The 20828-nt window shown below is 46.8% G+C and carries 19 protein-coding genes and 4 tRNA genes; 4 read left to right on the forward strand and 19 right to left on the reverse strand.

Annotated features, from left to right (window positions below):
- Nucleotides 1-916: 916 nt before the first annotated feature.
- From GMA8713_RS22985 to GMA8713_RS27500, 3 genes are all read right to left on the reverse strand, one after another.
- Nucleotides 917-1237, reverse strand: coding sequence for a hypothetical protein (locus GMA8713_RS22985; protein WP_062714626.1), 321 nt, complete (start codon nt 1235-1237; stop codon nt 917-919).
- Entirely contained in the window at nt 1234-2289 is a 1056-nt protein-coding gene (locus tag GMA8713_RS22990; protein WP_062714628.1) for a hypothetical protein, read from the reverse strand. The genes GMA8713_RS22985 and GMA8713_RS22990 overlap by 4 nt, the downstream gene beginning before the upstream one ends.
- A gap of 181 nt (nt 2290-2470) precedes the next feature.
- Complete coding sequence (locus GMA8713_RS27500) at nt 2471-2629, reverse strand: hypothetical protein (protein ID WP_157515735.1); 159 nt, start codon at nt 2627-2629, stop codon at nt 2471-2473.
- A gap of 156 nt (nt 2630-2785) precedes the next feature.
- Between GMA8713_RS27500 and GMA8713_RS22995 the strand changes: the two genes are divergently transcribed.
- The gene (locus GMA8713_RS22995) at nt 2786-3703 is read left to right on the forward strand and encodes an IS5 family transposase (RefSeq protein WP_062714630.1); all 918 of its coding nucleotides are present in this window, start codon (nt 2786-2788) and stop codon (nt 3701-3703) included.
- A gap of 314 nt (nt 3704-4017) precedes the next feature.
- Here GMA8713_RS22995 and GMA8713_RS23000 read toward each other — a convergent pair whose 3' ends face one another.
- Complete coding sequence (locus tag GMA8713_RS23000) at nt 4018-4311, reverse strand: hypothetical protein (protein ID WP_062714632.1); 294 nt, start codon at nt 4309-4311, stop codon at nt 4018-4020.
- The gene (locus GMA8713_RS23005) at nt 4308-5516 is read right to left on the reverse strand and encodes a site-specific integrase (RefSeq protein ID WP_062714633.1); all 1209 of its coding nucleotides are present in this window, start codon (nt 5514-5516) and stop codon (nt 4308-4310) included. The genes GMA8713_RS23000 and GMA8713_RS23005 overlap by 4 nt, the downstream gene beginning before the upstream one ends.
- Before the next feature lie 349 nt (nt 5517-5865).
- Here GMA8713_RS23005 and GMA8713_RS23015 point away from each other — a divergent pair, with 349 nt between their 5' ends.
- Nucleotides 5866-6096 carry a helix-turn-helix domain-containing protein gene (locus GMA8713_RS23015; RefSeq protein WP_062714637.1) on the forward strand — a complete coding sequence of 77 codons (231 nt, stop codon included), beginning with the start codon at nt 5866-5868 and terminating at the stop codon, nt 6094-6096.
- Nucleotides 6097-6294: 198 nt separating this feature from the next.
- Here GMA8713_RS23015 and GMA8713_RS23020 read toward each other — a convergent pair.
- From GMA8713_RS23020 to GMA8713_RS23045, 6 genes are all read right to left on the reverse strand, one after another.
- Nucleotides 6295-6370: transfer RNA gene (locus GMA8713_RS23020), tRNA-Val, on the reverse strand.
- A gap of 49 nt (nt 6371-6419) precedes the next feature.
- Nucleotides 6420-6496 (reverse strand) — tRNA-Val (locus tag GMA8713_RS23025).
- Nucleotides 6497-6529: 33 nt separating this feature from the next.
- Nucleotides 6530-6606 (reverse strand) — tRNA-Val (locus tag GMA8713_RS23030).
- Between the two features lie 23 nt (nt 6607-6629).
- A tRNA-Val gene (locus GMA8713_RS23035) sits at nt 6630-6706 on the reverse strand.
- Between the two features lie 169 nt (nt 6707-6875).
- Nucleotides 6876-7889, reverse strand: coding sequence for a DUF3080 family protein (locus tag GMA8713_RS23040; RefSeq protein WP_062714638.1), 1014 nt, complete (start codon nt 7887-7889; stop codon nt 6876-6878).
- 110 nt (nt 7890-7999) lie between these two features.
- Nucleotides 8000-9370: an MATE family efflux transporter gene (locus tag GMA8713_RS23045; protein WP_062714640.1), complete on the reverse strand. Its 1371-nt coding sequence runs from the start codon at nt 9368-9370 to the stop codon at nt 8000-8002.
- A 155-nt stretch (nt 9371-9525) separates the two neighbouring features.
- Here GMA8713_RS23045 and GMA8713_RS23050 point away from each other — a divergent pair, with 155 nt between their 5' ends.
- Entirely contained in the window at nt 9526-10137 is a 612-nt protein-coding gene (locus tag GMA8713_RS23050) for a riboflavin synthase (protein WP_062714642.1), read from the forward strand.
- A gap of 77 nt (nt 10138-10214) precedes the next feature.
- Here the strand turns inward: GMA8713_RS23050 and GMA8713_RS23055 are convergent, their stop codons facing one another.
- The 8 genes from GMA8713_RS23055 to hutC form a co-directional block, all read right to left on the reverse strand.
- The gene (locus tag GMA8713_RS23055; protein WP_062714644.1) at nt 10215-10418 is read right to left on the reverse strand and encodes a CPXCG motif-containing cysteine-rich protein; all 204 of its coding nucleotides are present in this window, start codon (nt 10416-10418) and stop codon (nt 10215-10217) included.
- A gap of 318 nt (nt 10419-10736) precedes the next feature.
- Nucleotides 10737-11387 (reverse strand): hexitol phosphatase HxpB, encoded by a 651-nt coding sequence (gene hxpB, locus GMA8713_RS23060; RefSeq protein WP_062714646.1) that lies wholly within the window; start codon nt 11385-11387, stop codon nt 10737-10739.
- Nucleotides 11388-11455: 68 nt separating this feature from the next.
- Entirely contained in the window at nt 11456-12319 is an 864-nt protein-coding gene (locus GMA8713_RS23065) for a fructosamine kinase family protein (protein ID WP_062714648.1), read from the reverse strand.
- 155 nt (nt 12320-12474) lie between these two features.
- The gene (hutH, locus tag GMA8713_RS23070; RefSeq protein ID WP_062714650.1) at nt 12475-14007 is read right to left on the reverse strand and encodes a histidine ammonia-lyase; all 1533 of its coding nucleotides are present in this window, start codon (nt 14005-14007) and stop codon (nt 12475-12477) included.
- 13 nt (nt 14008-14020) lie between these two features.
- Nucleotides 14021-15715, reverse strand: a complete 1695-nt coding sequence (gene hutU / locus GMA8713_RS23075) for a urocanate hydratase (protein WP_062714652.1) — start codon at nt 15713-15715, stop codon at nt 14021-14023.
- Complete coding sequence (gene hutG / locus GMA8713_RS23080; protein ID WP_062714654.1) at nt 15715-16728, reverse strand: formimidoylglutamase; 1014 nt, start codon at nt 16726-16728, stop codon at nt 15715-15717. Before hutG ends, hutU begins: the two co-directional genes overlap by 1 nt.
- Entirely contained in the window at nt 16718-17929 is a 1212-nt protein-coding gene (gene hutI, locus GMA8713_RS23085; RefSeq protein WP_062714656.1) for an imidazolonepropionase, read from the reverse strand. The genes hutG and hutI overlap by 11 nt, the downstream gene beginning before the upstream one ends.
- Before the next feature lie 166 nt (nt 17930-18095).
- A complete protein-coding gene (hutC, locus tag GMA8713_RS23090) occupies nt 18096-18800 on the reverse strand; it encodes a histidine utilization transcriptional repressor HutC (RefSeq protein ID WP_062714657.1) in 705 nt (234 codons plus the stop codon).
- A 245-nt stretch (nt 18801-19045) separates the two neighbouring features.
- Between hutC and GMA8713_RS23095 the strand changes: the two genes are divergently transcribed.
- Nucleotides 19046-20257, forward strand: coding sequence for a glycerophosphodiester phosphodiesterase family protein (locus tag GMA8713_RS23095; RefSeq protein ID WP_062714660.1), 1212 nt, complete (start codon nt 19046-19048; stop codon nt 20255-20257).
- Nucleotides 20258-20828: the final 571 nt, after the last annotated feature.

Here is a 20828-nt window from a genome sequence, read left to right on the forward strand (position 1 = left end):
CACCTTCGCTTTAAATTCGGGTGAGTGGTTTCTACGTTTTCTTGTCATCATCTGCTCCAGTCTTTCTGGGGACTATCAAAACAGATCAATCACTTAAAGTCATGTCCGAAAATTGGGGGCCACTTCTGTTTTACACTGCATAACGGACGCTCCTGATTAACTGATTTCGCAATCTCAGTTTGGTGCATGACGCCGTATTTGGGAGCGTCCATCTCATCATACACTCTAAGAAAGCATTAAGTGATGATGGAAAACCTTCTTTTGATAGCCAATTGGCCTCTGATTTCGCAGCCATTGGCAGTCCAGTATTTGCCTGCACACCTGACCAATTTCCCGATTTAATGGCGACTGCACTCAAAAGGGAAGACGTCTGCCAGTGGGCCGCAGATCAGGATATTGCCACTATTAGAGCTACCGAGCAGGGAAGTTGAATATGTTCCCTTTGTAAGCCATGAGTTAGAGCTTAGAAAGGTTATGAGGTAGCCGGGTTACCAACTAAAGAAATTGTTTGTGCTAGACCATTCCTGAACGGTCTACCCAATCCTTCAGGACACTGAATGTGAGTATCATTGATACTAAGGGAGCGGATATGTCCCACAAGAGCAAGTAGCGGTGAATAACACTTTTGGATATATCAATTTTGTAGATATCGATGATGATTGTCATTAGTAGAATAGGTATTAAAACGAAAGGAGAGTAGACGACGGTTGACGAGAATAACCGGCTGAATCCATCACCAAAGCAATCTATTGCATCAAAGTAAGTTACAACAAATGTTATCAATGCAAGCACTAGCAGTGTGACTGCCATTAGGCGAATGAGGTTTGTAATCATTTAACACCCTGCGCGACTAATTGTTTTGCCAACGCTTCTCGACGTTGTTTCCCTTCTTCGTTATTCCCGGAGTAATCTAGGGCTAGACCATTCCTGAACTGTCGATCCAATTCTTCAGAACACTGAATGTTAGAAACAGCGTCAGCAGCGGTACAAACAAATCCCAACCTAGCCATTTCCAGTGTTTGGCACTCTTGAGTTTTATGATGCTGAAGAGGTCGATGCCAACCAAGGCAATCAGTGAGGGAATGACAAGAACTGGCGAGCCAATGACGATGACAGAGAATACGTAAGTCACATCTTCTGGGAACTCTTTTAAATCGTATAAGTGATTAATACTGAATGTAATAACAGCCAAAACCAGCAATAAAAGTGTCAGCGCTCTTAGTACGTTTGCAATCATTTAATGCCCATTCCAACCAGTGTTGCAGCCAATTCCTCTCGGCGTTTTTTACCTTCACTATCATTCCCTGAATAGTAAAAGTGGCCGTTCCCTTGAATCATCTGGTTTCCTAGTTCGAAAGAGGCAGAGATGATCTCACCATCGCTGATACCAGCATAAATGGGGTCGCCCTGTTCTTTTAAATCCATGATAATCACATTTTTGATGTAGGCATGGGATTTCACGGCTTTAACCAGACTGTGGTTAATAGGAGCACCGATAAGCACCAGGTTATCAACAGTAAGCCCATTGTTGGCATGATACACTGCCGCACGAGCGGAAATCACGCCACCCCAGGAATAACCTATGAAAGTGAACTCGCCACCTTGGCACGGGGTTGGAGCCGTGACATCTAATGCCTGAAGTGAAAGGTCCAGCGTTCTTGGTGCCAGCTTTACTCTCAACACTGAGGAAGGGCAGTCATCGCCATAGGCGTTTTTACCTGAATACGTCACCCACTCGGTATCACCCAGCTCGTATTTTTGTTCAATTTTACACTCGCTTGAGTTCACCATCTGAAGGGCGATAGGGTCATCTTCTGCCTGATTGTAGAAAATCACAGACGTCGCATCAGCAGCCATATCAACATATTCGTTGTAATCCAGGTCTTCGCCGTTCTCAAAAACACCTGAATAGTTACCACAAACAGCTCGCTTAACGCCGGCTTGCATGAGTGCTCGCACCATGTCGTATTGATAATCACCACGCATCCCAGCGCCACCCAAAAACACCACTAAGTGGTCTTTCTCTTCGTCTGTGGTTGATTGGTCATTGATACTGGTATTTTGCCCGCTCTGGGAATCTAGAACAGATTGGCTTTTATATGGCTCACCATGTTCTATAGGTCCGTTGGTCCGGCTTTGAGCTGCGTCGCTTTCACGCATTTTACGTGAAACAAAGTCATCCTTTTCGGAAGTTGGCTCGTAGGTTTTCAGCTTGGCACCACCACCAACGCCCCTGATGTTGGAGGGCATATCCATGTTAGGGATAACAGACACATACTGCTTTGACACGCCAAGCTTCCTTGGTTTTAGTGAATGAAATCATTATGAAGAATAGAGTTCACCGCATCCAGTAAGCTGGGCTATCAAGTTTGCGAAAATAGGAAGATCTTTGTGCGAGATTTAGTTTCCTTCACATGGTCTGGGCGGGGAGCTTTGCAAGGTGAGTTCATTAAGTAGCCATGCTTATAAGTTAACGTTCGGTAACATCGGGTCGTTTATCTCTAGTCACCGTGAATCTGCGGCCATCGGACAGTTCAAGCGCTTGGTATTTAACACCACTGCCAATAAACTTATTCAGATCAGTTAGGCCATTCGAGCCTTCACGGATAATTTCGACTAAAGGCCCCATCAATGCTTTTATGGCAATCAACAAATCAGTAGGTTAACTAGCAGTTTGTTCTGTTTAGACAGTTTAAGCGCTTTCACCGGCGTTGGTGACTAAATACTGGGAACCTTTTCCCAGTTCATCGATCAGATCCCGAGAGCATCTTCAAGGGACGGGGTCATGGGTAAATCGACACGCAAAATCACAAACTGGAAAGAGTACAATCAAGCCTTGGTGAATAGGGGAAGCCTCACCTTCTGGCTTGATGAGAAAGCCATCGCTGCCTGGCAATGCCAAAAGCATCACGGAGGGAGAGGAAGAGGTTTTCAGTTCAGTGACACGGCTATTGAGACAGCGCTTATGCTCAAAGGAATTTTCGGCTTGTCACTGCGAGCAACGGAGGGCTTTATCAATTCACTGTTTGGATTGATGGATGTGCCGCTGCGTTCACCGGATTATAGCTGTATTAGCAAACGGGCGAAGACGGTTGAAGTGAAGTATCGTAATCCCAGCCGAGGCCTAGTTGCTCACGTGGTTGTCGATTCAACAGGCCTGAAAGTCTATGGTGAAGGCGAATGGAAAACGCGCAAGCACGGTACTGAGAAAAGACGTACCTGGCGCAAGCTCCATCTGGCTATTGATGTCGAAACGCATGAAGTCATATCCGCCGTTGTCAGCCTGGTCAACGTGGCAGACAATGAGGCGCTTCCCACCCTGTTGAATCCATTGCGGCGACGAGTAGAACAGGTCTCTGCTGATGGCGCTTACGACACAAAAGACTGCTATAAAGTGCTGCAACGAAAAGGGGCGAAACCCACCATTCCTCCCCGTTCAAACGCTGGATACTGGGAAGAGGGACATCCACGGAATGATGCCTTCAAGGCATTGAAAAACGGTGAGTTGAAACAGTGGAAAAAAGACAATGGCTATCACCAACGCTCGCTGTCAGAGACTGGGATGTATCGCTACAAACAGCTCAGCAGTCCTAAACTGACTCTTCGTGATTACAATGCCCAAGTTGGTGAAGCGCTCGCTGGGGTAAAAGCGATGAACAAAGTCATAGGACTCGGTATGCCTGTTAGAGCAGCGGTTAAATAAACGGACAAAGCCCTTGGTGCTGGGCTTCACCGAAAATTATTTGATCAACAACGCCGCTTTCACCTTATGAGCCTCGCTTGCTAATAACCTTGAATAAAACAAATGCAGCAACAGCAATTAGCTGACAACAAAAGAAAATAGCAATCCATTGACCATCTGTCATAGCGATATTCTCCGCGTTACTTTTAGCTATGTGTAAGATTATGGCTTAGAAAACAATACTCAGGTAGAAGACGCAGGGGAAATGGTCCACTGTGCATAAACAAGTGCTAAGCAGTCATTTTCTGTAACCTGTACAGTGAATGAATCTTTCTTCAGAGCCTATCGCCAGATTCAAACCATTCCAAAATTCGTTCAGGTGTCATGCAGTAAGGCGATGATGCTTTGCATCGCTGTAAAACAGCGATGACTCTGTTACTGATTTCTTCCGCATCTTGTTCCGGGTTTGACAAAGGCATATATGGACTGTCTTCCAACCTTGCTCTTACCATATCAAGCACTTCTGGATAAAAGCCGATGATATCTTGAGTAGATGCGATCTTATACGCGTCAGAGGCTAGAATATCCAAACAAAGGCTGGTTGCATGTACACTAGTGGGCTTCATCATAGATCATCTCCTTGAAGGTGCTTTGAAAGGAGCGCTTCAAATGCGCTCCCATCCTGTCGGGTAAGGTTTGGAACAAAACGGCTATATACCTCAAATAACATTTTCGTGTTGGCGTGGCCCATTTGACGTGCAATCCACTCTGGGGCTTCACCCGCCGCTAGCCAGAGTGTTGCAGCGGTATGCCTTGTTTCGTATGGCCGTCTGTATTCGAGGCCGAGATGTTTTAGGGTTGGCTTCCAAATTCTGTCTCGAACATTCCTATGATCTAAAGGGGTACCGGATTTGGTACAGAACACATAGTCGCTCTTGTGTTCAGAAACGATCTTCTGATTAAGCAGCGCCTCTCGTACAATGTTGGACATCTGTATTTCACGAACTGAGCCGTCGGTTTTAGCTGTTTCGGGGCGCCCATTCACCAGTGTTTCCCGAATGCGAATGTAGCCGTTTTCAAAATCAACATATTTCCACTTCAAGCCATCAATTTCTGCTGTTCGCATCCCTGTAAAAAATCTAACCGTATAATAGGGCTGGAAGTCACTTCGAATATGATGGAGGAAGTGCCTCACTTCACTCAGGGAGAACGGGTTTACGTCTCGCTTTTCCACCCGAAGGGCTTTGATATTTTCGAAAGGGGAGCGGAACTCATACCTATCAGCAGCCTCAGATAAGATCATTCTCAAAGGCGTCATGATGTGGTTGATATAATCGTTGGAGATTTGCTTTTCGTTTAGTGAAAGCTCGGCTCGGAATTTGAGAATTTCTGCTCTGTTAATGCCATTAATGACGTGATGCCCAAATACCGGCAGCAAATAACGATTGAGTATTATCGTTAGTGTCTCTCGATAGCTCTGCTTCCATCGTGGTTGATTAACTTCAAACCATTCATGAGCAAAATCACTGAATGTGACATTGTCACAAATAGCTAACTGATTATGGGCTATGTTGTAGTGAGAGGACATTTCAAGTTTGCGCTTAGCAGCCGCATTATCAAGATGATAAAACTTTGTTGCCTTGCTTGAGCCAGGGAAGTAGTCGCGATAGACAAAGCAGCCAAGACGTATATCAGCATCGATATTGGTCAGCACTTTTTTGAGTTTTCTTCGATTAGACTCTGTATCAGTCAATGCAGTTTGTTCTCTGCATCTTTCGCCATGAACCCTAAAATCTAATCGAAGTTTTCCAGAACGCACTGTGATGCTAGCCATTGCAAACTTTCCCCCCTGCCATCGGTATATATGCTTGGTTTCGATTTGCGCTCCTATACATTTCTTCTTCTACAGCTTCCCAGATATATAGGATTTTCCTTCCGTTGAAAGGTCTGATGTAGTGGATGCCCTCCACAAAAACAGAGTCCCTTAGTGTGGAGTTGATATAGTTCGGGTTAAACTTGATCCTTTGAGCAAGTTCTTTTGCTGAAAGCAAAGTAGAAGCCATAAACACCTCAAATGTTCTCTGATGGTTAATATGTTTTTTCAGAGAAACTATATAGGCGTCATTTTGTTTCTGTCAAAGAACATTTTTGATTTTCGTAAATTGTTATAAGGCGCCTAAAAAATGATCAGGTTTAGAATAAAGGAACTTGTGGCGGAGAAGTCTTTCCGAGAAAGGCGAAAGATAACGATGTCAGAAGTATCAATGGCGACTGGGGTGAATCGCTCATCATTGTCGAAGATGTCTAATCCAGAAGTCGCTCATTCAACGACGACTGCTGCGATTGATTCACTCTGTAAGTATTTTGATTGCCGTGTCGAAGATGTCATGGAATACGTGCCAGAAGAAAAGTAGGGCGCATTTTCTGACGATTCGTTCTGTTATGGTAGGGGTCAACTTACTGTTAGTAACCCCTAAATAAGGAATTTCGAATGGTCCCAAGTTGGTCCCAAATCCTAAAAAGATAAGTAATTAAGACATTGATGCAATTTTATCGGATTAGATTTTTTTATCTAAATGCAAAAAAGCCTGCTCGAAAGCAGGCTTTTTAAATGGTGGGCGATACCGGGCTCGAACCAGTGACCCCCTCCTTGTAAGGGAGGTGCTCTCCCAACTGAGCTAATCGCCCGAATAAACGCTTGGGATGCCCTCGAAAGGGTAGTGCGTTTATTGGAATTTGGTGGGTCTAGGCAGACTCGAACTGCCGACCCCCGCCATGTCAAGGCGGTACTCTAACCAACTGAGCTATAGACCCAAATTCTGATTCCATCCTGGTTAGGGAAGGAATTGGTGCGTCCGGGCAGACTCGAACTGCCGACCCCCGCCATGTCAAGGCGGTACTCTAACCAACTGAGCTACGGACGCATAAAATTTTCTAAGGGAAAGCATGGTGCGTCTGGGCAGACTCGAACTGCCGACCCCTACCATGTCAAGGTAGTACTCTAACCAACTGAGCTACAGACGCATATCTTACTGATAATCAGTCTTGCTTCCTCTGAAAGCGGGATGAATATTAGCGAGTAGGGACAAGCGGCGCAAGCGCAAAAAGGGACTTTTTCACCACATCTTGTGCGTTTGCTGGTTTGCTGCACAATTTGGCGCTTCTTACGCCAGAGTTTTTGTTTTTAAACACATTAGGACGCGTTGTTTTGCGGTGCTACTTGCACATTGCATCGCTGAAACAACTGTTGCCAGTATCCAACATGATCTTTTACTGCTTGTTGGAAATTCTGATAGTGACTGCCGGCAAAATAGGCGTCGTTAAAGCTCAAGAAAACCTCATTGTCTGGTAATTGCCTGTGAAGGGTTTCCAACGCAGGCTGGACATCGAGATAAAGCCCGTTAATTTTCGATAGGTACGGTTGCACCTCGCCGATGAAAAACTTATCGAATACGTTTCTGAGGTAATTGAGGCGGGTTGGGTCGCGGTTTGCCCCGCAGATCACCAAGAGGTCATCGCGATAGAGCTGTTTGGTGATGGTGTTAAGCCAACGTGTGCTTTCATCCATGGAATAGAAAACGGTACCTAGGTAGCGCTGCTTTTCAATGGGCTCCTGTAGCGAAACAATGTCGGCGTCCCGCTCGGAAAGATTGGCGTATGCTTTGATGGCTAGAAGCGCTTCACTATGAGGGAAGGGTTTATCAGGCGCGATCATTCCTATCCCCGATGGTGTGAGTTGCTGACGCCAAGCGTCACTGCTGACTAGCGTGTTCCAGTACACGGTACTGAGTTGCTGTTGCTTCTGTTTTTGTGCGTTGAGTAATTGTTCGCGAAGGGCATCGCTTTCGACGTCGGCTAGACAAAGTTCAAGTGTGTTTAACAGCGATACTTCGTAGTTGAGCTGCCTGAAAGCGTCCTGTACCTTGCCGAGAATGGAGTTTCGGTCGGCTATCAATTGAAATAGTCCGCACTCCCTGAGTTCATAAGCGTCCAACAATCCCATACGTACATCTTCAATGGGCAGCTTCAAGTCCCGCTTTCTGGGGAGTTCGATATAACCGCTTGCTGCTAATGGCAGCGGTTCTGTGTTGACGACATTCGCGAGCCGGGTTTGATAGTTTTCAAATTGCGCACGCGCCTTGTCTGATTCCAGACAACCTGAAACCAGGAAAAGGGCAATGATGGCAGCGGCAATTCGGATAACCATTCTCTAGAACGTTGAACAAGTGATAGTCATGGTACGAAGTATAAAAGATGCGGGATCCAAAAAGAAAATCCCGGCATAGAACCGGGATTTTGAAGGTGGGCCGTGAAGGTTTACTTTTCTGCCATCGCCAATTGGAATTCGTTTGACTGTTTGCGAATCCAACGAAGGCGGATGCTGAGCATAATCGCTGCCGATGTGAGACCGATAATGATGCCTATCCAGAAGCCGTATGCACCCATTGGTTCGACGATCCAATCCGTCATACCGAGAATGTAGCCAATTGGCACGCCCAGTATCCAGTAAGCGATGAAGGTACGAATGAAGATTGCGCCCATGTCTTTATAGCCTCTAAGTGCACCGGCAGCGACAACTTGGATAGCGTCCATACACTGGTAGACAGCGGCGAGTAGCATAAGGTTAGCTGCCATAAGCACAACTTCAGGGTTACTGTTGTAAAGCAGGATTATCGGCTCGCGGAATATCACGGTCAGTGTGGCTGTCACCATGGCGGTTGTCAGTCCGATCAATATGCCTAGCTTGGCTGCTCTTGCTGCGCCTTCTGTCGATTTTTCACCCAGTTGGTGACTGACGCGAATACTTACGGCTGTCGCCAAACTCATCGGTAGCATGAACACCATAGAGGCAAAGTTCATCGCAATTTGGTGTGCGGCGACAATGATAGAGCCCAGCGGTGAAATAAGAAGTGCGATACCAGCGAACATGGTGACTTCAAAGAATATCGAGGCAGCAACGGGTAAGCCCATCTTGAAGATACGTTTGAGTGCAGAAATGTCCGGAGCAGTAAAGTTGGCAAATGCGTTGATAGACTTCAGTCGTTTGTTGACCAAGACATAAACAAACATGGCTATCAGCATCAACCAATAGACGATAGTGGTTGCCACACCACAACCGACAGCGCCAAGCGCGGGAGCACCAAATTTGCCGTAAACAAAAATCCAATTCAACGGCACATTAGCGGCAAGGCCAATGAAGCCAATGATCATGGCTGGAACGGTGAGTGATATGCCTTCCGCTAAGTTACGTAGTACTTGAAAGAGCAAGAATGCTGGCACGGCCAGAATAACGGCATAGAGATAACCTATGGTTTTCTCAGTCAACGCTTCTTCAACATTCATGTAGTTGATGATGTGGCTTGCGTTATATAGCAAAAGCCCAATAGGAACTGACAGTAAGATAGCCAGATAGACGCCTTGCTGAACCTGAAAGGGGACTTTGTTTTGCCGACCAGAGCCATTTAATTGCGCGATGATGGGGACCATCGCTATCAAAATACCAATGCCAAAAAGAATAGAAGGAAGCCAGATGCTGGTAGCGACAGCTACTGCAGCCATATCAGTCGCGCTGACGCCACCTGCCATCACGGTATCGACAAAGCTCATTGAAGTTTGCGCTAGCTGCGCAATGAAGACAGGGATCCCCAATTTAATGATGGATTTGGCTTCCAGGCGATAGTTTTGCACCTATAACTCCGGAAAAGAAAAATGAGGCTGAAAAAGGAGTTGTATTATACGTTTGCATTGCAAGGCGACAATGGATACTTTTGGGAAACACACAAGATTTAGCTTATTGTTTGCTTCACTATTAATACAGCCAGTTGCTGTTATCAGGAATCGTTATGTTTACAGGTATTGTTCAAACTACTGCCGAAGTCATTCAGATAGTCAAAAAGACGAACTTTCAAAGTCATGCACTTAGAATGGATGAAACAATGCGCAAGGGTTTGGAAATTGGGGCTTCAGTTGCGCATAACGGTTGTTGTTTAACCGTAACAAAAATCGATGGTGACGTGGTTTGGTTCGATTTGATGCAGGCAACACTGAGCCTGACTAACCTCGGTGCTGTCGCGCAAGGCGATAAGGTCAACCTTGAGCGTGCGGCTAAGTTTGGTGATGAAATTGGCGGTCACTCTATGTCTGGCCACATTATGTGCACTGCGGAAGTGGTTGACGTCATCGAATCGGAGAATAACCGCCAAGTTTGGTTTGAAGTGCCTTCGAGTATATCCAAGTATGTTTTTGATAAAGGTTACATTGGTATTGATGGTATCAGCCTGACCATCGGTGCTGTTGAAGATAACCGTTTTTGCGTCAACCTGATCCCTGAAACTTTGCATCGAACCAATATGGGTTGGCGGGCTAAAGGGGACTCGGTGAACATAGAGGTTGACCCCCAAACGCAGGCAGTGGTTGATACGGTTGAAAGAGTACTTGCTGCCAAGAAGGTATGAGATACGTTCCCATCTGTAAATGATTAATGAAAAAGCCAGCATTTGCTGGCTTTTCTTATTGCGAACGCATGTAAATTTTAGAAAATCTGGTCGTCGTCAGCATCTACGAATAAGTTGATGGTTTTGTGCTGTGAGTCGATGATGAGATTCAAATGAATAGCGTTACAGCACGCTGGGCAATCGTCATAAAATTCTTGGTTACCACCACTTGTATCCAATGTTATGCGAATCTTGTGTCCACAGTGCGGGCAATCGATCCCTCTTTCGGTGTATTTTTGCATGTTCAACTCCCTATCTGAACTGCGAGCCTAAAACATGTCGGCTTAAAAGGTAGCTGTTACCTGAAGCGTTCATGTGTGCCCATAATAAGACCTCTAGAACATTTGCTCAGTGAAATAAGGTTAAAGTATGACTGAACACAGAAATTCACGTGAAATTATCAGCTTGAGAAATGGTTTGTAATAAATGTATCTGTCGATCTGATTGGGATGCGTAAGAATTTGTTGCAGAGCGTAAGGGCAGGTTTTTTCTGTGGCTAACGGTCAAGAAAGGAATGAAACAACAGGGCAAAATGCTATGTTTTGCCCTGATTTTAGGGATTAAACTCTCAGCATTTCCATGCTTAATTCGTCAAGTGAGTTAAGTTTTATGTCGCTGATCACCCAGCGTTCCTGTGCGGTAACTTCATGTTCTGGAACGACAACTGTGTGCATTTGAGCCGCTTTGGCTGCCAGAAGGCCAGTGAAAGAATCTTCCAGGGCAATACAAAATTGGGGGGCGATTCCCAAGCCTTCCGCTGCATTCAGATAAACTTCTGGATGCGGCTTACCGTATTTAAGGAGCTCTGCAGAATGGCATTGTTCAAACCATGATGCGATTCCCAGCGCTTCCAGAGATGCGTTAATGAGTTTCATCGGGGAAGAAGAGGCCAGCGCGATGCGAAGATTCGCTTCTTTACAGAGGGTGAGTGCGTGTATCACTCCGGGCTTCATGGGTTTGTGAATCGATACCAGTTCAATCACTTTATCGAGGATCATGTCACACACCTCGTCACATGACGGACCTTCCCAACCTTGGGTGCTGTAGTAGTGTTTGACAATCTGATCGATGCGGATACCGGTCGTATCTATTGTATCCTGGCGGGTGATTTTCACGCCAAGACTTTGAAAAACGACAAGCTCTGCGTCTTGCCAAAAAGGTTCGGAGTCGACTAAAAGACCGTCCATATCGAAAATAGCAGCTTGGATCATGAGAGCTCCAAAAAAGATAAAAGGCGCCAAAGCGCCTTATTCTGAACGATTACGTCAGTGCAGGAAAACTAAACCAGCTCAAGTTTGTTGATCAGTGCCTCGGTTTCCGCTAAATAAGGGCCGCCAAATAAAAGGCAGTGATTGAGCATATGGTAGAGGTTGTAAAGATCTTTGCGATCTTCAAACCCTTCATCAAGCGGCCATACTTCTTCATAGCCGTTGTAAAACTCTTCTGGAAATCCTCCAAATAGATACGTCATGGCAAGGTCAACTTCACGATCTCCCCAATAACAGGCAGGGTCGTAGACAATCGAGCCATTCATGGTCGAGGACGCATTGCCTTTCCAAAGGTCGCCATGAACCAGACTTGCTTTGGGTTGGTGGCCGTTGAGGCGCTCTTTTACTGCTTCGACAATGGCTTCCACGTCTCCGAATGACATACCTTTTTCTTCAGCCAGTTGGAGTTGGAAGCCGATTCGATGATCAGCAAAGAAGTTGGCCCACTTACGGTGCCAACTGTTGCGTTGTTCTGTGGTGCCAATAAAGTTGTCGATATCAAAACCGTATTCCAACTGCTCTCCCCACTGGTGAAGGCAAGCGAGCTCTTTACCAAGCAGATATGCGCTTTCCTCATCCAGTTGCTTCATTGGAATGTAATCGAGCACTAACACTGATTTCTCTTTGATAATGCCGATATAGATCACCTGCGGGATAGATATTTCACCGCTATTCGCTAAATGCCGGAGGCCTTCAGCTTCGGCTTCAAAGATGGGCAAATTGTCTCGTGAATTCACTTTCACAAAGAAGCGCATATTTCCACTGGCAATGGCGTAACACTCGTTGATGTCGCCACCATCGATAGGCGTCTTTTCTTCGACTACAAATTGCTGACCCAGAGCGAGCGAAAGCTGAACTGAGAGCGAGTGCCACATAAATGCACCTCTTCACGATAATGAAAATTGGTGAGATAACAAAATAGTAGCGCAATTCGGTGAGAGTGATAGATGTCCAATACCACAATGTGTATCGGTTTTTAAAAATTTAATGGAAATAAGACAAAGCCCCGTAAAAACGAGGCCTTAATACTCTAAAAACTGGGTAACAGTTTAGCAGGCATATATTTGTTATGACAGGCATCCAGGAGATGGACGTTTGCTTTCTCAATATCTGGCGCGAAGTATCGGTCTTTGTCATAAAAGGTGACATGACTTCTCAGTTCAGCCTTGATTTGCTCTAGACGCTGAGAGGTTTTCAGCGGTGCTCGGAAATCCAAGCCCTGACATGCGGCGAGCAACTCTACCGCCAGAATGCCTCGAGTGTTATCTGCCATCTCTGCAAGGCGACGTCCTGCGAATGTTGCCATTGACACGTGGTCTTCCTGATTGGCCGATGTTGGTAAGCTATCTACCGAAGCAGGGTGAGCAAGTGTTTTGTTCTCGCTGGCCAGCGCCGCAGAGGTGACTTGTGCGATCATAAAACCACTGTTGACGCCGCCATTGTCGACAAGGAATGGAGGAAGCTTGCTTAAGCCGCTATCGATAAGCAGTGCCATACGTCGTTCAGATAGGCTACCGATTTCCGCAATCGCCAATGCGAGGTTATCAGCCGCCATGGCAACGGGCTCTGCGTGGAAATTACCACCGGAAATAATGTCACCGTCATCGCAGAAAACCAGTGGGTTATCAGATACTGAGTTAGCTTCGATTTCGAGTACATCAGCAGCATGTCGGATTTGCTGGAGACACGCACCCATCACTTGTGGTTGGCAGCGCAGTGAATAGGGGTCCTGAACTTTCTCGCAGCCTTGGTGGCTATCGCCGATCTCGCTGTTCTGCTCCAAAAGATGTCGGTAGGCTTCTGCCGCATCCATTTGAGCGCGATGCCCACGTACACGGTGAATACGGGGATCAAACGGACGGCGGCTGCCTAAAGCAGCCTCAACAGAAAGTGCACCGCAAGCAGTTGCTGATGCAAAGAGATCTTCTGCGGCAAAGAGTCCTTCCAAAGCGAATGCTGTTGAGGCTTGTGTGCCATTCAACAGTGCCAAGCCTTCTTTAGGGCCAAGAGTAATCGGATCCAAACCGGCAATTTTCAGCGCCATCGCTCCGGAAATGACTTCGCCTTTGTGTCTCGCCTGGCCTTCACCCAATAAAACGGTACTCATGTGGGCGAGGGGAGCTAAGTCTCCAGACGCGCCAACCGAACCTTTCTTGGGAATACAAGGGAAGACTTCCGCATTGATTAGCTTTGCCAGCGCTTCAATGACAGAAAAACGTATGCCGGAATAACCGCGGGCAAGACTTGAGATTTTTAAAACCATCATCAAGCGAACGGTAGCATCATCCATGAACTCGCCAATACCGGCAGCATGGGAGAGTACAATAGAGCGCTGCAGGGTTTCTAAGTCTTCCAGCTCAATACGGGTATTGGCGAGCAAGCCAAACCCTGTATTGATGCCGTAAACCACACGTCCTTCCTCGAGCACACTGGCAACCGTATCGACACTTTCCTGCATGGTCTCAGCAACGCCTTCGGCAAATTTAACCTGTGTGGGTTCACGGCTGACTAGGCGAAGATCTTTGAGTGTTAGCGCACCCGGAATGAGCGTTAGTTTATTCATTATTATTAGCTCCTTACTGCTTGACCGGAACGTTTGGAACGTCGAGTAACGGTAAGTCAAGTTGTTGTTCTTTCGCACAGTTTATCGCGATATCGTATCCTGCATCTGCATGGCGCATCACACCTGTTGCAGGGTCGTTGTGTAATACGCGTCCGACGCGTTTCGCCGCATCTTCCGTACCATCACACACGATCACAACGCCAGAGTGTTGTGAGAAGCCCATACCAACACCACCACCATGGTGAAGTGAAACCCAAGTTGCGCCAGATGCGGTATTTAGAAGCGCATTTAGTAGTGGCCAATCTGACACTGCATCAGAGCCATCCATCATGCCTTCGGTTTCACGGTTTGGACTAGCGACTGAACCTGAATCCAAGTGGTCACGGCCGATAACAATCGGTGCTTTCAGTTCACCGTTTTTCACCATTTCGTTAAAGGCTAAACCAAGGCGTGCACGATCTTTTAAACCTACCCAACAAATACGGGCTGGCAGCCCCTGAAACTGAATGCGCTCGCGGGCCATATCGAGCCAGTTGTGGAGGTGTGGGTTGTCTGGGATCAGCTCTTTGACTTTCTGGTCGGTTTTATAAATATCCTCCGGATCACCAGACAGTGCAGCCCAACGGAAGGGGCCGATGCCCTCACAGAAAAGAGGACGGATATAAGCCGGAACAAAGCCCGGGAAATCAAATGCATCTTCGACGCCTTTTTCCAGTGCCATTTGGCGAATATTGTTGCCGTAATCCAGCGTTGCTGCACCACGAGATTGCAGTGTCAGCATGGCTTTGACTTGTTCTGCCATTGAGGCTTTCGCTGCGTCAACAACGGCGGCTTCGTCTTCTTTGCGCTTTTCGGCTGCATCTTCCATGGTCCAGCCCAGGGGCAAATAGCCATTTAACGGATCGTGAGCAGAGGTTTGGTCAGTGACGACATCAGGCGTAATACCGCGCTCGACAAGTTGAGCGAAGATATCCGCCGCATTACCAAGCAAGCCAATGGAGAGTGGTTTATTGTCATCGATTGATTGTTGAAGGATGGAGAGCGCTTCATCCAAATCGGTGGCTTTTCTGTCCACGTATCCGGTACGTAGACGGTAATCGATTCGGCTTTCATCACATTCAACCGCGATCATTGAAAAGCCGGCCATGGTTGCTGCCAAAGGCTGCGCGCCACCCATGCCGCCAAGGCCACCAGTGAGCACCCAGCGTCCTTTTGCTTCTCCGCCAAAATGCTTTTTGGCGACGGCAACGAAGGTTTCGTAAGTGCCCTGAACAATGCCTTGGGAGCCGATGTAAATCCAGCTTCCTGCGGTCATTTGCCCGTACATAGCCAGACCTTGTTTATCGAGCTCATTAAAGTGCTCCCAGTTTGCCCAATGGGGAACCAGATTGGAGTTGGCAATCAGGACGCGTGGCGCATCTTTATGAGTTGGGAAAACGCCTACAGGTTTGCCGGATTGAACCAGTAGGGTTTGGTCATCTTCCAAACGGCTAAGTACTTCCACGATCTTGTCATAACATTGCCAGTTTCTCGCTGCGCGCCCAATGCCACCATAAACCACTAAGGCGTGAGGATGTTCAGCCACGTCAGGATGCAAGTTGTTCATCAGCATTCGAAGCGGCGCTTCAGTCAGCCAAGACTTTGCTGTCAATTGTGTGCCTGTCGGTGCTTTGATCGTGCGCGACAGATCCAGACGGGGATCGCTCATTATTTCACTCCTTTGGTATCGGTGACCATGTCATTAGCAAGGCTGCGGGAAATTGTCCAAACAAGACGTGCAGCGAGTCTAGAGGTATGGTTGTCTATGTCATAGCGCGGATTCAGTTCCGCGATATCGGCAATCTTTAATTTGGGTAAGCCGTCTTTATCCTTGGCTTGGCCGATGCCGCGAATTAGGCTTTCCACCAGGGCGTAATCGACACCATGCACGGCAGGCGCGCTAACCCCAGGCGCTATAGCGGCAGGGAAAACATCAATGTCGATGGTGAGGTAAAGGGCATCCACTCCTGAGATAAACGTGCTCAGTCGATCTTCGATGGTGGCAATCGTGGCAGCAGTGAAATCTGTGTCTTCGACTACCAGAACCTTGAGGTCTCTGGCTTTATCAAACAATGCCTGTGTGTTATTGGAACGACTCACCCCTAAACAAGCGTAATGGAACGGCCAATGACGGCTTTGGCAGAACTCAGCGATTTGCGAAAAGGGTGTGCCAGAACTGCCATTCTGTGCATTGCCTGCGCACGATCGGAGATCGAAGTGCGCATCAAAGTTGATGATACCAATTCTGGGTATTTCGGAATGGCCTTTCTGCAAATAGTGGTTGGCGAGTCCTTGGAATGTACCCCAAGCAACTTCATGACCGCCGCCCAAAATCAGTGGGAAGTGTTTTTGCCTCATCGCTTCGCTGATGTTGTCTGCGAGATGTCTCTGCGCTTTGGCCAGATCGTGGTCGTCGCAGCGCACGTCGCCGCTATCAAAAACAGCGAGCGAGTGATGGTGCCAAGGCAAGTTAGCCAGCATCTTGCGGATTTCGGTCGGTGCCGAATATGCTCCGACTCTGCCTTTATTGCGTGATACTCCCTCGTCACTGGCGAAGCCTATTAACATACAGCCGGGCTTTTTGGCCTCGTCTGCACTTTGCACTTTCTGATGGAAACGATATCCGCGTTCACCATCTTCCAAATCCGTCCGGCCTTGCCAGACGCTCATATCAATCGTCATTGGCTTTAACTCCTTTCAGATAGCGCGCATAGAGTGGCGCTAGACCTATTTGGTAACTCAACTGCGCCGGAGACGTTAAATCCCACACGGCAAAATCGGCATCAAACCCAGTGGTTATTTGCCCTTTTTTATTGAGTCCCAACGCTTTCGCTGCATGACGGGTGACACCATAAAGATTCTCTTTCGGTGTCAGCCCAAATAGGGTAGACGCCATATTCATCATGAGAGTCAGGCTGGCAAAGGGAGACGTTCCAGGGTTGAAGTCAGTGGCTATAGCCATTGGGACATTGTGTTGACGCAGCCAGTCGATGGGTGGCTTCTGTGTTTCTCGAAGGAAATAGAAAGCGCCTGGAAGCAGGGTAGCGACAGTGCCATTTTTAGCCAGAGCTTTGACCCCGTCTTCGCAAAGATATTCGATGTGATCAACAGAGCGCGCGCCCATTTCTGCTGCCAGTGCACTGCCCCCCAGATTGGAAAGCTGTTCGGTATGACCTTTGAGTTGCAGCCCATGGCTTCTTGCGGTTTGGAAGACTTTTGCCATTTGCTCCGGCGAGAAGCCGATGCCTTCACAGAACACATCGACGGCATCTGCAAGCTTTAACTCTGCAGCGGACGGGATCATTTCCTCGCACACCAGCGAGATATAGCCATCGCTGTCATGCATGTATTCTGGTGGCAGGGCGTGAGCACCTAAAAGTGTCGTGGAGATATTAACGTCAAGTTCTTCAGCCAGTATTTTTGCGGCTTTGAGCATTTTGATCTCGTGGTCGAGTGTCAACCCATATCCGCTTTTAACTTCAATGGTTGTGACACCGTCACGCATTAAAGCTTTGGCACGTGGAAGTGCTAGAGAGAAGAGTTCTTCAATGGAAGCTTCTCGGGTGGCTTTTACGGTAGAAAGAATACCGCCACCATTTTCGGCGATTTGTTCGTAGGGAACACCTTGCAAGCGTTGTTCAAATTCACCTGAACGGTCACCTGCAAAAACAATGTGAGTATGGGCATCAATGAGGCCCGGTGTAACCAAGCGGTTTTCTAGGGAAACGATTTGATACTCTTCGGTAGGGAGGTTTTCACCCACGGCAAGAATGCTGCCATTTTCGACAGCAATCATATGGTTATCTCTTACTTGGTATCCCTCAGTACGGGTGACGTCTGTGTCCATTGAAACAAGACGACAATCCGTGAACATCTTCTTCATTTTTAACCGAGCTTTTTATTTGTATATGTAAATGTATAGACAATTAGGGGGGGCGATGACAAGATCATTTGTTATGAAATTGTGATGAAAGGTGTAAAGTTCAGCGGCCACTCTTCGGGAAACCGCTGAATTTAAAAGCGTAGTTTGTTCTTACGGCCGAGCGGCCTCAGAGTTCTGCGCGTGCGCTCAGTTTGTAGCGGTTACCGGGATGGTAGAGCAGGGCTGCACTGACTAATTGACTCTCACTCCAGGTACGTCGGTGAAGTAAAAGGCAAGGTTGGTTAGTGTCGATTTGCAAAAGTTTGGCGATGTGGGCAGGAGGCAAGATAGCTTCAACAGTATGCTCTATCGTCCCTAGAGGGCAATGAGATACCAAATACTGGTTAGGCGTTATTGTGGAAAAATCCTGCTTTAAGTAGTCGGGCGCAAAGGCTGGATTCACCCATCTCAGTTCAACTTGAATAGGAATCTCATCAGCAAAGTGTACGATTTCACTTTTAAAGACATCACTACCAAGCATGATGCCAAGGCACATTGCGACGTCTTCTGGCGCATGGATACTTCTTAAGGAAATGATTTCACTATGGTATACCTGTCCACGACCTGAAATTTCCTCTGCGATATTTCGAATATCCATAAGTGGGCTTTCAGCTTTGCGCTGACAGACAAATGTGCCGAGGCGGGGTGTACGTTCAAGCCAACCTTCATTTACCAAGTCTCTCACCGCTTTATTTACCGTCATCCTGCTAACAGAAAACTGATCACATAACTCTGCCTCAGTAGGTACTTTGGTGCCTACTGGCCATTCATGCGATTCAATTTTCTCAATCAGGAAGTCTTTGATCTGCTGGAAGCGTGGAGATTTCTGCATAGGTCATTTGGCTAATATTCGTATATACAAATAATGATTGATGAAGTGAGAAGGAAAATCAAGGCTGCCTATCAGGGAGTCCAACCAGACGCAAAAAATAGCACCAATTGTCTCACTTATTGATTCATCACTAACTTAACATTGAACGTTAAGATTTCTGTCTCAAATCATTCATCTGCCTCGTACAGACTTTAGTGGCGTTTCTTACCTTATTTATACTGTGTTCCATTAAAAGGAAGTTGTACATGAAAAACATCGTTAGGTTGGGCTTGGCTTTTTCTCTTTTAACTTCGGTAAATGCCTTTGCTCTTGTTGACGTTACTCTCGGTCCCCGCCCTTTGTTTCTTGTTGCTGATATGGATGAAGGTGTCCTGAAGCAAAATCTTGAGAAGTGTTTGCGTGGTAAGCCTGAGAAAAGTGCGTTTTCGATTGGCCATCGCGGGGCGGCGCTGATGTTTCCTGAACATACCAAAGAATCCTACATCGCAGCGGCTCAAATGGGAGCGGGTATTCTCGAATGCGATGTGACTTTTACTAAAGACAAAGAGCTGGTGTGCCGCCATTCCCAAAATGACCTTCATACCACGACGGATGTGCTTGCCCACCCTGATTTGGCGGCTAAATGCAGTGTGCCTTTTATACCGGCTAACCCTGCTACTGGAGAAAAAGCAAAGGTGGAATGTCGAACCTCGGACTTCACGTTGGCAGAGTTTAAACGCCTAAAAGGAAAGATGGATGGAGCGAATCCAGAGGCTAAAACACCAAAAGAGTATATGGATGGTACACCTGGTTGGCGTACAGACCTTTACGCCAGTCGTGGCACACTGATGACACATGCGGAAAGCATCGCGCTGTTCAAAGCGCTTGATGTGAAAATGACGCCTGAGTTAAAAGCTCCGGTAGTTTCTATGCCATATGATGGTTTTTCACAGCAAGACTACGCGCAAAAAATGATTGATGAATACAAAGGGGCTGGTATTAAACCTTCAGATGTTTACGCGCAATCCTTCCATCTTGAAGATGTAAAGTACTGGATTACCTCAGAGCCTGAATTTGGTGAACAAGCGGTTTTTTTGGATGCCCGTATGTACAAAGACAGGTCTTGGAAACCGACTCTGTCGGGTATGAAGGCACTAAAATCAGTAGGGGTTGAGTTTATTGCGCCTCCATTATTCGCGTTGGTAGCGTTGAGTAGCGATGGGAAAATTGTTCCTTCTGATTACGCACAAATGGCTAAGCAAGCTGGCCTAGGCATTATCACTTGGACACTTGAACGTTCTGGCTCTCTGAATGGTGGTGGCGGTTGGTATTATCAGTCCATCAAAGAAGTGACGAATAACGATGGTGATGTGTTCAATCTGCTGGATGTGTTGGCTCAGGATGTCGGTGTCGTCGGTGTGTTCTCAGATTGGCCGGCAACCACCACTTTCTATGCCAACTGCATGGGTATTAAATAAAAAACGGTTCAAATAAAAAGTGGGCCCAATGACGGTTGTCGTTGGGGCCCTAAATTACAGCATTGCAACATCAGATAATATTACGCATTACCAATTTATCTGGTTCACTTGTTTTTATTCATTTTCCTTAAAAGAGCGCGTTCCACGTGCTTGCTCCGTGCATATCAAACTCCTTAAATTTTTACATTACTCGCTAAATAACTGTAAAAAGTCATTGTCTTTATATGCATTCATTTGGGTAGTAAGAATTTCTTTTTTATGAATGTATAAAATTTTGGGCAACCTAAATAATGTGTACCATACTTACTACTGAGAAGTGTATCAATTGCTCAATACTCGGCACAAAATTGGAATGTATGTATGAAGGTAACAATTCGCTGGAGACTCATTCTCCTCTCGATCGTCCCACTAGTTGCTATCACAGACGCTATGATTGGCGCCATTTGCGTATTTCGGTGATTGCGATCGCTCGTTTCGGTTTATTCCGATCACCTGATCCTGCCGTTTTTCTCTCTTCCTATTTTTACGCTAAGTGATCGGATTGCACCAGTTTTCTCATAGATTCTCCGCC

Source organism: Grimontia marina (assembly GCF_900060185.1).
In the GTDB taxonomy this organism is placed as follows: domain Bacteria; phylum Pseudomonadota; class Gammaproteobacteria; order Enterobacterales; family Vibrionaceae; genus Enterovibrio; species Enterovibrio marinus.